General features: G+C 67.1%; 12 protein-coding genes. 5 read left to right on the top strand and 7 right to left on the bottom strand.

The window, feature by feature from the left end:
• Positions 1–53: 53 nt before the first annotated feature.
• Both rimO and ACGHN1_RS09000 read left to right on the top strand, forming a co-directional pair.
• Positions 54–1,433, top strand: coding sequence for a 30S ribosomal protein S12 methylthiotransferase RimO (gene rimO / locus ACGHN1_RS08995; RefSeq protein ID WP_390550480.1), 1,380 nt, complete (start codon positions 54–56; stop codon positions 1,431–1,433).
• Positions 1,430–1,846, top strand: a complete 417-nt coding sequence (locus tag ACGHN1_RS09000; protein WP_390550482.1) for a secondary thiamine-phosphate synthase enzyme YjbQ — start codon at positions 1,430–1,432, stop codon at positions 1,844–1,846. The genes rimO and ACGHN1_RS09000 overlap by 4 nt, the downstream gene beginning before the upstream one ends.
• Positions 1,847–1,853: 7 nt before the next feature.
• Here the strand turns inward: ACGHN1_RS09000 and ACGHN1_RS09005 are convergent, their stop codons facing one another.
• Together ACGHN1_RS09005 and ACGHN1_RS09010 are read right to left on the bottom strand one after the other, a co-directional pair.
• Positions 1,854–3,095: an amidohydrolase family protein gene (locus tag ACGHN1_RS09005; protein WP_390550484.1), complete on the bottom strand. Its 1,242-nt coding sequence runs from the start codon at positions 3,093–3,095 to the stop codon at positions 1,854–1,856.
• Positions 3,096–3,100: 5 nt separating this feature from the next.
• Positions 3,101–4,426, bottom strand: a complete 1,326-nt coding sequence (locus ACGHN1_RS09010) for an amidohydrolase family protein (RefSeq protein WP_390550486.1) — start codon at positions 4,424–4,426, stop codon at positions 3,101–3,103.
• Between the two features lie 121 nt (positions 4,427–4,547).
• On the opposite strand from ACGHN1_RS09010, the gene ACGHN1_RS09015 reads away from it, so the two are divergent.
• Both ACGHN1_RS09015 and ACGHN1_RS09020 read left to right on the top strand, forming a co-directional pair.
• Positions 4,548–5,351, top strand: a complete 804-nt coding sequence (locus ACGHN1_RS09015; RefSeq protein ID WP_390550488.1) for a transglutaminase family protein — start codon at positions 4,548–4,550, stop codon at positions 5,349–5,351.
• A gap of 96 nt (positions 5,352–5,447) precedes the next feature.
• The gene (locus ACGHN1_RS09020; protein ID WP_390550490.1) at positions 5,448–6,107 is read left to right on the top strand and encodes a L,D-transpeptidase family protein; all 660 of its coding nucleotides are present in this window, start codon (positions 5,448–5,450) and stop codon (positions 6,105–6,107) included.
• Here the strand turns inward: ACGHN1_RS09020 and tilS are convergent.
• The 5 genes from tilS to ACGHN1_RS09045 all read right to left on the bottom strand — a co-directional run bounded on the left by tilS (position 6,104) and on the right by ACGHN1_RS09045 (position 11,558).
• Positions 6,104–7,000: a tRNA lysidine(34) synthetase TilS gene (gene tilS / locus ACGHN1_RS09025; RefSeq protein WP_390550491.1), complete on the bottom strand. Its 897-nt coding sequence runs from the start codon at positions 6,998–7,000 to the stop codon at positions 6,104–6,106. The two genes, ACGHN1_RS09020 and tilS, sit on opposite strands and share 4 nt — an antisense overlap.
• A 46-nt stretch (positions 7,001–7,046) precedes the next feature.
• A complete protein-coding gene (locus tag ACGHN1_RS09030; RefSeq protein WP_390550493.1) occupies positions 7,047–8,000 on the bottom strand; it encodes a tetratricopeptide repeat protein in 954 nt (317 codons plus the stop codon).
• A gap of 118 nt (positions 8,001–8,118) precedes the next feature.
• Entirely contained in the window at positions 8,119–8,964 is an 846-nt protein-coding gene (locus ACGHN1_RS09035) for a helix-turn-helix domain-containing protein (protein ID WP_390550495.1), read from the bottom strand.
• Between the two features lie 124 nt (positions 8,965–9,088).
• Positions 9,089–11,359: a phosphoenolpyruvate--protein phosphotransferase gene (gene ptsP, locus ACGHN1_RS09040; protein ID WP_390550497.1), complete on the bottom strand. Its 2,271-nt coding sequence runs from the start codon at positions 11,357–11,359 to the stop codon at positions 9,089–9,091.
• A 43-nt stretch (positions 11,360–11,402) separates the two neighbouring features.
• On the bottom strand, positions 11,403–11,558 hold the full coding sequence (locus ACGHN1_RS09045) for a YdcH family protein (protein WP_390550499.1): 156 nt from the start codon (positions 11,556–11,558) through the stop codon (positions 11,403–11,405).
• Positions 11,559–11,759: 201 nt separating this feature from the next.
• Between ACGHN1_RS09045 and ACGHN1_RS09050 the strand changes: the two genes are divergently transcribed.
• Positions 11,760–11,969, top strand: a complete 210-nt coding sequence (locus ACGHN1_RS09050; RefSeq protein ID WP_390550501.1) for a YdcH family protein — start codon at positions 11,760–11,762, stop codon at positions 11,967–11,969.
• Positions 11,970–12,034: the final 65 nt, after the last annotated feature.

Consider the following 12,034-nt stretch of genomic DNA (forward strand, 5'->3'; position numbering starts at 1 on the left):
CCCGACGCCGTGCTAGCGCAAATCCCTTCGCGGGTGTAGAGGGCCGCGCCATCATGACTGCCACCGCCACCTCGATTCCCGACCAGAAGAAGGTCGGCATGGTCTCGCTCGGCTGCCCCAAGGCGCTGGTCGATTCCGAGCGCATCCTCACCCGGCTGCGCGCCGACGGCTATGCGATGTCGCCCGACTACGCCGGCGCCGACGTGGTGCTGGTCAACACCTGCGGCTTCCTCGACAGCGCCAAGGAGGAGAGCCTCCAGGCGATCGGCGAGGCGATCGCGGAGAACGGCCGCGTGATCGTGACTGGCTGCATGGGCGAGGAGGCCGACGCGATCCGCGCCGCGCATCCCAGCGTGCTGGCGGTGACGGGTGCGCACCAATACGAGGCGGTGGTCGAGGCGGTCCACACCCATGCTCCGCCGACGCAGGGGCCGTTCATCGACCTGATCCCCCAACCCGACGTGAAGTTGACGCCGCGGCACTACAGCTATCTCAAGATCTCCGAGGGCTGCAATCACTCCTGCGCCTTCTGCATCATCCCGCAATTGCGCGGGAAGCTCGCCAGCCGGCGGATCGACGCGGTGCTGCGCGAGGCGGAGAAGCTGGTCGCGGCGGGGACCAGGGAACTGCTCGTGATCAGCCAGGACACCTCGGCCTACGGCGTCGACACGCGGCACGAGGCGCGCGAGTGGAAAGGCGAGCAGGTCCGCGCGCACATGACCGACCTCGCCCGCGAGCTCGGCGGCTTGCGGACGGCGGACGGCACCCCGCCCTGGGTGCGGTTGCACTATGTCTATCCCTACCCGCATGTCGACCAGGTCATGCCGCTGATGGCCGAGGGGCTGCTGACACCCTATCTCGACATCCCCTTCCAGCACGCCAGCCGCGCGGTGCTCAAGGCGATGAAACGGCCCGCCAACGAGGCGAAGGTGCTCGAACGCCTCAAGGGCTGGCGGGACATCTGTCCCGACATCGCGGTGCGTTCGAGCTTCGTCGTCGGCTTCCCCGGCGAGACTGAGGAGGATTTCCGCTATCTGCTCGATTGGCTCGAGGAAGCGCAACTGGACCGGGTCGGCGGTTTCCGCTTCGAACAGGTAGAGGGTGCGGCGGCGAACGCCCTGCCCGATCCGGTGCCGGAGGAGGTCAAGGAGGAGCGCTACGCAAGGTTGATGGAAGTCACCGAACGCATCAGCGCGGCGAAGCTCGCGGCGAAGGTCGGTCGCACCCTGCCCGTCATCGTCGACGAGGTCGGCGAGCCCGACGAGGATGGCGACATCGGCGCAACCGCCCGCAGCCAGGCCGACGCTCCCGAGATCGACGGGCAGGTGTTCCTGCGCAATGTGGCCCGCGATTGCGCGCCGGGCGACATTATCGACGCCGTCATCGAAGACGCCGACGCGCACGACCTGTTCGGCGTGCCCACCAGACCGTGAGCCATCACACCCATATCCTCGCCGTCGACACCAGCGGCCCCGGGATGATCGACCTCACCGCACGTATCGCCGGCTGGATCGAACGGACTGGCATCCGCACCGGGCTGCTGACGGCGCTGTGCCGCCACACCTCGGCCAGCCTGACGATCAACGAGAATGCCGCCAGCGCCGTGCAACGCGACCTTGTCGCCTGGCTCGGCCGGATCGCTCCGGAAAGCGACATCTACGAGCACGACAGCGAAGGGCCGGACGACATGCCCGCGCATCTCAAGGCTGCACTCACCGGCGTATCGCTGGCAGTCCCGGTCGAAGATGGCCGGATGATGTTGGGCACGTGGCAGGGCATCTTCCTGATCGAACACCGCGCCCGCCCGCACCGCCGCGAGGTGGCGCTGCACCTGTCGGGCGAATAGCCCCGCGTTACTGCACGGCGCGGCTCGCCACCTGCCCCCCGATCACCACGCCGGTCGCGTGGGTGGTGTATTCGAAGGGGTCGCCGTCGAACATCGCCACGTCGCCGTCTTTGCCCACTTCGAGCGAACCTAGCCGGTCGCCCACGCCGATGATTCTGGCGGCGTCGATGGTGATGGTCTCCAGCGCGTCGTTCCAGGGCAGTCCGTTGGCCGCAGCCACAGCGGCTTCGAACAGGATCACGCGGGTCTTGGGCACGTACCCCTCGAAGCCCGATTGCAGCGCGAAGGGGATGCCCGCTTCCGCCAGCTTGGCGGCGGTGGTGAAGCTGGCGTTCTGATAGTCGCCGCCGTGGCGGGTCATTGTCGGGTGGAGGATCACCGACACCTCAGCCGTGCGGATCTCGTCGAGCAGGAGATAGGATTCGGCCGCGCCATCGAGCACGAGATCGATGCCGAATTCCTCCTTCAGCCTGAGCGCGTTCATGATGTCCTGCGCGCGGTTGGCGGTGACCATCAGCGGCAGGCGACCCTGGATCACCTCGCGCATCACCTGCTCCTCGAGACCGGGGACCTCCGCATCGGTGCCTTTCGCCTGATCGCGCTCGGTGTTGTCGAGCGCGGCCCTGGTACGTGCCTGGGTGAGCGCGGTGCGGATCATCGCGATCTGCTTGGCCCGGGTACCGGGCGCCCCGCCCTCGTCGCCCAGCGAACCGGGGCCGAGGTTGGCGGCGACCATCGCCCTCGGGACGATCGCCGCGGCATCTGCGGTCCTGGCCCAGGTCTTGGCGACCATCGTCTGGCCCGAGACCAGCGTACCGGGGCCGTGGCCGGTGTGGATCGTGGTGACGCCGAAATTGCGCAACCAGTCGACCAGCGTCTCGGCCGGATCGTAGCCGTCGATCGCGCGCAGGTGCGGCTGGATCGGCGCGCCCTCGTCGAGCTGGTCCTGATCGTCTTCCTGATTGAGATAGCCGGCGAGTCCGACCACGGTGCGGGCATCGACCAGACCGGGGGTCACGACTTCCGCAGTGAGCGTTTCGAGGCCCTGCGGAACAGGGGTCGTGGCGGCAGGACCGACGGCGACGATCTTGCCGTCGCGGATGACGACCACGCCGTCCTCTATCGCAGGACCGGCCATGGTGTGCACCGTACCGCCGCGCACGGCGACATCCTGAGCGAGAGAAGGAACAGCAAGCGCCGAGGCGAGCACAGCTCCCGACACGAGACCGGCGGCGAATCTTTTCGGCATGTTCATTACTCCGCCTCCCCGTGAAGCTCGTTGTGATGCGCCGCGGGATCGCGGGGATCGCCCGCGCCATATCCGCCGGTGGCCATCAGCAGCCCTTCCTCCGTCGAGCGGTCGAACAGCTTCTCGCCCTCGACCCAGGTTTCGAGCACGTTGGTGTAGACCGAGAACGGATCGCCATCGAGGATCAGGAGATCCGCATCCTTGCCGGGTTCGAGCGATCCGATGCGGTCGGCGAGGCCGATCTGCCGCGCGCCGTTGATGGTCAGCGCGGCGAGCGCACCGTCGCGCGACATGCCGCCGCGCACCGCCACTGCCGCCGAACGCCGCAGGAAGCGCGAATCGATGATCCCGTCGTCCGAATGGAGCGAGACCATCACGCCGGCGCGTTCGAGAATGCCGGCCGCTTCCAGCCGGGCGTCGCGCGCCTCCAGCTTTCCGCCGGGCGCGTCGAGCGTGATGTGCGACACCGGTATGTTCGCGGCCGCCAGCTCATCGGCCATCTTCCAGCTCTCGATGCCGTGCTGGACCAGCAGGTTGAAACCGAACTCGCGGCTCAGTCGTACCGCGGTCATGATGTCGTCGGCGCGGTGCGTATGGAAATGGACCAGCCGGCGGCCGGACATAACCTCGCACAGCGCCTCCTTGCCCAGATCGGGTTTCTCGCGCTTGCCCGCGCAATAGGGCTTGGCCTGGGTGAAGGCGCTGCGGACCAGCGCGGCCGATTTGGCGCGGGTTCCGGGGAACCCGCCCGTCGCGCGCATCGGATTGGTACCGTTGGCCATCTTCATCCCGCCCATCACCGCGCCGTCGGGCCAGAAGAACGCGATGTCCTCGATCGTGTTGCCGTCGCGCAGCTTCATATAAAAGGTTTGGCCGCTCATCAGGTGGCCAGAGCCGGGCATGACGTTGGCCGTGGTCACGCCCCCCGCGCGGGCCTTGGCGATGCTGGCGTCGCGGGGATTGATCGAATCCATCGCCCGCACTTCGGGCTGGATCGGGGAAGAACTGTCGGCCCCGGCGACCTGGCCGATATGCGAATGGGTATCGACGATGCCGGGCATGATCGTCCGGCCCGTCGCATCGCGGCGTTCCGCATCGGCGGGGACGGCGACATCGGCGCCCACCGCCACGATCTTGCCACCTTCGATGACGATCGTGCCGTTTTCGATAGGGGCGCCCGCGATCGGAATGATCCGCGCGCCGGTGAAGGCGATGGCGCGCTCCTGCGCCCATGCAGGAGAGGCAGCGAACGGCGCGGCCAACGCCGTACCTACCGCCAGCATCGCCATCAGCGCGCACGCCTTGGTCTTTGCCCTAAATCTGGCCGTCATCAAAAGCTTCCCCCCCGTCTTCGTAGCCCCTGCTATGCGTTGGGCGACGGTCCCGGCAAGGGAAAACCCGCCAAGGGACCAAGTTTTCGGAAACCTTCTCTCCCCCCGCCGTTCGCTGAGTGTGACCATTTCCATAAAGACCCGCTTCGCCTTCACTCTCGACAAGCCGACCGATGTGCTTCTCCAGTTCGAAGCGGCCGACATTCCCGAACAGGAACTTCTCGAACGCAATACGCAGATGACCGAGGCCGAGCATTGCGCCTGGGTGCCGGCGCAGGACGATATCGGGGAGCGAATCTGGATTCGCGCCCAAGGCCGGTTCGAGGTCGACTACCGCGCCCGGGTCCGCCCCCGGCGCCAGCTTCCCGATCTCGGCGCGCTCAAGCGCCTGCTGCCCCACGACATGCCCGGCGAGGCGGTCCAGTACCTGTTCGACAGCCGCTATTGCCCGGCGGACAAGTTCCAGTCGTTCGTCGAAGCGGAATTCGGCGGGACCGAGGGCGGCGCGCGCATCCTCGCCATCCGCGACTGGATCGCCGAAAATTTCGAATACAAGTCGGGCGTGTCGGACGCGCGAACCGGCGCGCTCGACACCTTCGTCCAGCGGGCAGGCATCTGCCGCGATTTCGCCCATGTCATGGTGACTCTCGCCCGTGCCAGCACCATCCCCGCGCGTTACGTCGCGTGTTACGCCCCCGGCGTCGAACCGCCCGACTTCCACGCCATCGCCGAGGTCTTCCTCAACGATCCCGACACAGAAGGCGGCGGCACCTGGCAGCTGGTCGATGCGACCGGCATGGCCGATCCGGCCGAGACGGTGAAGATCGGTGTCGGGCGCGATGCGGCGGACGTCAGCTTCCTCACCAGCTTCGGCGCCAATGACTTCGAGCACTCGAAGGTCACCGTGACGCGCGTGGCGGATTAACCAAGCCGCTTAAGTTCGCCCGTGCGCTGGTCTCGCTACGGGACGCCGCCGGGTGAGTTCTGGAAGAATCGCCGGCGGGTCGCTATGGTCGGCTCCATGAGCGCAATGTTCAAATGGATCGGCGGTGCCACCTTGGTGGTGGCGATGGCACTGGCCCTCGCCTTCCACTCGGGCAGCGCGGAGGCCGAGGCACCCCCCGTTGCCACCGAGGTAACTGCGATGCCGTTACTCGGGGCGGAAGCCGCGATCGCAGCGAAGTTCGCCGCCGTCGCCGCCCGGCCCGATCCGAATTTCACGATCAACTCGATCCTGCCGATCGAGGGTCCGATGAAATACGGCGAATGGCACTGGAACACCGAGAAAGCACCCGAGGACGGCAAGCTGGTGATCACGGTCGATCTCGAGGCGCGGGTAATTTCCGCCTTCAAGGGCGGGCACGAGATCGGCGCCGCGGTGGCGATGCTGGGCACGGACGAGCATCCGACGCCGGTCGGCACCTTCCCCATCCTCACCAAGGAACGCCACAACGTTTCGGAAAAATACGGCAACGCGCCGATGCCATGGACCTTGCGCCTCACCTGGGATGGAGTCGCCATCCACGGCGGCAGCGAGGTCCAGAACGGCTATGCCAGCCACGGCTGCATCGCCGTGCCCGACGAATTCGCCGACCGTTTGTTCGAAACGGCGAAGAAGGGCGATGTGGTGATCATCACCGACGGCAAGCGCCTCGACATCGGCGACGAGATCGCGACCTAGCGGCTCTTCCGCGGCGGTTCCGGGACACAGATCCAGGTCTTGCCCACCCTCTCGATCAGAACCCCGGCGATATTGCCCTTTGAAACGTCGGTCTTGAGAAAGCCGATGACTTCGCCATGCCGGGCCGATCCACCGAGCGTGGCGATTGCCCGTGCGATCAGCCGCGCGGTCGTGTCGTTCAATTCGCCGACCGGTACCGTGATCCTCGTCGCCGCCACCTCCGCCTCGCGATCCCATTCCCGGTCCGCCAGTGCTTGCAGGTCGCTATCGACTTCCGCCAGATGCGCTGCGGAGCGCGCGAGGGCCAGCGGGTCCAGCCAGTCGACCTGCGCCAGTTCGCGCCTGATCCGCACCCGATCGTAAGCTGAGTCCCGGTTGCTGGGGTCTTCTACGAAGGGAATGCTTCTGCGGTTCACGAAATCCAACAGTTCGGCTTTTCCGAAACCCAGCAGCGGGCGGATGACGGGAACGCAGCAGCCTTCTATCAGGGTCGATGGTCGGATTCCCGCAAGACCGGCCAGACCGCTCCCCCGGTTGAGCCGCATGATCACCGTTTCGGCCTGATCGTCGGCATGATGCCCTGTCGCGATTGCCGCCAGACCCTGCTCCCGTGCCCACCTGCCCAGCGCGGCGTACCGTGCGGCGCGGGCACGATCCTGCAGGTTTCCCTCGGAAACGCGCACGGGAAGAATTCGGCAGGGAATCCCGATTGCGTCGCAATGGCTCGCCACCAACGCGCATTCGTCGGCCGCTTCAGCCCGCAGTCCATGATCGACAGTCGCGACTTCCACCTCGTCGGCGATGACATCGCGGGCCAGCGCCAGAAGACCCATGCTGTCCGCCCCGCCCGAAACAGCCAGACCCAGCCTGCCCGGAGGGCGTAACGATCGCAAAGCGGCGGCGAACCGCTCTCGCAGAGCTTCGTCTAGCCGCGTCGGATCAATCGCAGGTCACCTTGGCCCGGTTCGCGGCATACTGGCTTTGCAATCGTCCGGTGGCCAGCGCCGGATAGGTCTCGGCGAATTCGGAAAGCGCGATGCAGGCGCGGTTGGTATCGTTCAGCGCGATCATCGCCTCGGCGAGATAGAGCAGGCTGTCGCCGGCGCGCGCGGCGTTCTTGTCGGCCTGGTAGTTGCGCAGGAACCACGGCGCGGCATCGTTTGGCTTGCCGTCGTCGAGATAGGCCCGGCCGAGCAGGTTGCGGCCGTAAGTGACGCGCGAATGGTTCGGATAGCGCTCGACGAACAGGGTCAACTGCTGGATCGCCTCGGGAAAATAGCCCGCATCCCACAAGCGGAAGCCATAGGAATATTCGTCGTCGCCGGGATCGTCGGTCTGGGGCTTGGCGATCGCGCGGACCGCGGCGAGGCGCTCGGCGCTGGGCCCCGAGCCGGTGCCGGCCGGCGCGGACGCAGGATTGGTGGTGGCCGCAGCAGTGCCGCCCGAGCTCGCGGGGGTCGAGAGGCTGCCCGTCGCAACCCCGGCCTGCGCCGGAACGGTGGCACTCGGCGGGGCGGCCTCGAGCGCCTCGACCCTGGAGGTCAGCTGTCGCACCGCGAAGGAGCCTTCTTCATACTGCCCGGTCAGGCGCTGGATCTGCGTTTCGAGCGCGTCGAGCCGGGCGAGGATATCGGTGACCGCCGTCGTCGAAGGCACCGCGGGGCCGGCGTTGTTCTGCTGCGGCTGAGCGGTGACCTCGGGTTCGAAGTAGCGGCCGTCGGCCCCCGGGAAAACCCGCCGCTGAAGGGCACGCACCTCCGCCTCGAGCTTGCGGATGCGGGTTTCGGCCGCAGAATCCTGGGCGAGCACGGGAACGGCCGTCACGCTCATGACGGCCGCCATTCCGGCGAGGGCGAAATTGCGGGCGGGAATGTGTAGGCTGCGGCCGGTCATCGCGGGCAGGCTCCTGCTGTCGGTTGGATCGAAGAAAATTGGCGTAGGCTTGCGCGGCTGTCGAGGGGATGAAGGCGCTTATCCCATTCCAATTCGCACAGCGAGCCCACGGATGGCGCTAGGCGTCCCCAGTGCCGGGAGCGCTGGCGGCCGGCGCCGGGTTCGCTGAGGGCGCGCTGCCACGCTCCAGCAGCGCTTCGGCCGTCACCGGCACGTCCCGCACGATCTCGTCCTCTTCCGACAGCTTGGGGACGCTGCGGCCGCCGACCGTGATCGCCAGGGCATAGGGGCGCCCCGTCCAGACCTGCGGCCCTTCGGCATCGGCGGGTACCGTGAAACTGTCGCCCGCGTCCATCTGCGCTTCGTAAAGCCGTTCGCCCCCGGCATCGTAGAACTTGACCCAGGTCCCATCCATCTCGCTGGTGAAGACCACCGGACCCGACGGCACGGCGGCGGCGGCCTGCCTTTGCTCAGGGCGGCGCTCGTCCGCGTCCCGAGCCGCCTGCTGCCGATCGTCGGTCAGCGGCGCGGGGCCCATGCCGGGCGCGAAATAGCTGCGGTAGAACGAGAAGCCGCCCACCAGCAACAGCACCACGGCGGCGGCCGACAGCCAGGCGAGACCGCGCGAGGGCACGCGCGCCGGATCGCCGGGTTCGAATTTGGCGGGCGAGGCCCTGCGTTCCGGATTGCTGGCCGCCAGTTCGGCACGGACGGCGTCGAGCAATTCCTTCTCGTCGAGTTCGAGCAGCCGGGCGTAGGTGCGGGTGAAACCGATCGCATAGGTGCGCGACGGCAGCCGATCGAAATCGCCGTTCTCGATCGAGAGCAAGTGGCGCTCGGGAATGCGGGTCTCCGCGGCGACCTGGGCAATCTCCAGTCCCCGAGCCTCGCGCGCCGCCTTCAATCTTTCGCCTGCGCCCGCCGGCGGTGCCGGCGCATCCTCGACGATAACGTCTTCTTCCATGCGATCCCTGTTTTTCGACCCTTTACCCTTGTCCGGCGAAGATGATGCAACCGCGACTGTGTCAACCAAGGTTGCGAATCATATCATATCATAAAGGACCAGCCGGTCCGAACGCGCGATGAACTCAATCCGTCTCGATCTCGCGCTCGGCGGCCCATTGCTCCAGTGCCGCGCGCAAATCCGGTGGCGGAGAGGCGAGCCAGCGCTGCATCGCCGCGGAAATTTCGGCCAGATCGACCTTGCGCACCAACTCCTTTATGGGGCCGACCGATGCCGGCGTGATCGACAGGCGCCGATAGCCGATACCCATCAGCGCCAGCGCCTCCAGCCGCCGCCCGCCCATCTCGCCGCATACGCCGATATCGATCGGATGGCCGATCGCGTTCTTCATCACCCGGTCGAGAAACCGCAGGATCGCGGGGCTGAGCCAATCGTAGCGTTCGGCAAGCTTGGGGTTGGCCCGGTCGGCGGCAAAGAGAAATTGCGTGAGGTCGTTGGTCCCGATGGACAGGAACGAGAGCCGCGGGGCGATCAGTTCGAGCACTTCGGCAAGGGCGGGCACTTCCAGCATCGCGCCGTAGCGGATCTCCTCGGGCAGGATCTTTCGCCGCGCGCGCAGGAACTCGGCCTGCTTCTCGAACACCGCCTTGGCTGCGTCGAATTCCCACGGCTCCGAAACCATCGGGAACATCACGCTCAGACGGCGCCCCGACGCCGCTTCCAGTAGAGCGCGCGCCTGCGCCTTGAGCAGCCCCTCGCGCTCCAGCGACAGGCGCAGCGCGCGCCAGCCCATCGCCGGGTTCTCCTCGCGCTCGATCGCTTCGGAAGCGAGATAGGGGACGGCCTTGTCGCCACCGATGTCGACAGTGCGGAAGACCACCGGCTTGTCGCCCGCGGCATCGAGCACGTCGCGATAGAGACGCTGCTGGCGCTCGCGCTGGGGCAAAGTCGCGGAGACCAGGAACTGGAATTCGGTGCGGAACAGGCCGATCCCGTCGGCCCCGGTGAGCTGCAGGGCCGAAACGTCGTCGCGCAGGCCGGCGTTCATCATCACCGTGATCCGCGTGCCGCACCGGGTGAAGGGTTCGACGTCGCGCAGTTCGGCATAGGCCGCCTGGCGCGCCCGCGTCTTCTCGAACCGCCCGGCGAAGGCATCGCGCATCTGTTGCGACGGGCGCAAGCTGACCGTGCCCTTTTCGGCATCGACCAGAACGTCGTCGCCCTCGCTGACCAGCCGGCGGATGCCCGGCACCCGCCCCAGTACGGGCACCCCCATCGCCCGCGCCACGATCACGACGTGCGCGGTGGCCGAACCTTCCTCGAGCACCACGCCCTTCAGGCGGCGGCGGTCGTATTCGAGCAGTTCGGCCGGGCCGAGGTTGCGCGCGATCAGGATGGTGTCGCGCCGCAGGCCCTGCGTTGCCGCGGTACCGAGCTGGCCCGAGACGATCCGGAGCAGCCGGTTGGAAAGGTCCTCCAGATCGTGCATCCGGTCGGCGAGCAGCGGATCGTCGATCTCGCGCATCCGCATCCGGGTGCGTTGCTGGACCCGCTCGATCGCCGCTTCGGCGGTGAGGCCGGAATCGATCGCCTCGTTTATGCGCCGCGACCAGCCCTCGTCGTAGGCGAACATCTTGTAGGTCTCGAGGACCTCGTCGTGCTCGCCTCCCTTCCCGAATTCGGGTTCGCGGCCCATGGCATCGATTTGTTCGCGCATCCGGTCGAAGGCCCGGTAGACCCGCTGGCGCTCGGCCTCGATGTCCTCCGCCATGACTTGGTCGATCGAGACGCGGGGCTGGTGGAAGACCGCCCGCCCGGCGCCGAGCCCCTTGACCAGCGACAGCCCCTCGATCACCTCGGGGCCGGTATGCGCCTCTCCAAGTCCGAGCGCATGCTCGCCGTCGATCAATTCGTGGTGAGCGATCAGTTCCGACAGCACCATGGCGGTGGTCTGCAACGCCTCGATCTCGACTTCCTCGTAGCGCCGCGGATCGACATGCTGGACGCACAGCGTGCCTACCGCGCGCTCGCGGTAGACGATCGGGACGCCGGCGAAGGAATGGAACTTCTCCTCCCCGGTCTCGGGCCGGTAGAGGAAGTCGGGATGCGCCTTGGCCTCGGCGAGATTGAGCGTCTCGATGTTCTTGGCGATCGTTCCGGTCAGCCCTTCGCCCAGCCCCAGCCGGGTGACGTGGACCGCTTCGGGGTTGAGCCCCCGGGTGGCGTAGAGTTCGAGCGCGCCCTCGCGCAGCAGGTAGATCGAGCAGACCTCGCTATCGAGGCTCTCGCCGATGATCTCGACCACCGCATCGAGCTTGGCCTGCGCGTGGGTGCGCCCCGCCATCACTTCGTGGAGGCCGGTGAGAATCTGGCGGGCGCTGGCGGCGGCGGTCATGGCCCCAGCCTATAGCAGCGCCCGCGGATTTGGTAAGGGAGCGTCAGCCGGCGGAGAGCTCTTCCTTGATCTTCAACTTCTGTCTCTTGATCTGGCGAATCACCGCATCGTCGGGCGCCGGACGGGCCTGTTCCTGCCGCAGCTTGGCCTCGAGGCCGGCGTGCTTGGTCTGGAGCGCTTCGACGTGGGATGATTGCATTGGGCTGTCTCCTGCCGGTTGATGTGCGTGGGGTCGCGACCCCGTGGTCCAGGCGACTCGTCCTTGGCGGAGCGAGCCACCGGACAAGCATCAAACCACAGCTTTAATCTTTTGCGAACCCCCGCCCGATCGATTACCGCTCGGCCCCCTCTGACGAGCGGCGAACGGAGTCGGCCGCCGGTCCAGTTGCGCGAGGTGGGGGTGAACGAACAGGAGCTTCGAAAGCGGCTGGAGGCGCTGAAGAGCGAGCATCGCGACCTAGACACCGCGATCGCCGCGCTGGTCGAGACCGGGCGCGAGAAGGGCTATACCGACCAGCTTCAGATCGCCCGCCTCAAGAAGCGCAAGTTGCGCATCCGCGACCAGATCGCGGCGATCGAGGACACGTTGCTGCCCGACATCATCGCCTGACCCGCGGAGCATCCAAAACCGGGACAATCGTGGTTAAGCCTCTGGCAGGTCCGGCGCGCGCGCCG

Origin of the sequence: Qipengyuania sp. MTN3-11, assembly GCF_042851825.1 — a bacterium.
Lineage (GTDB): Bacteria > Pseudomonadota > Alphaproteobacteria > Sphingomonadales > Sphingomonadaceae > Qipengyuania.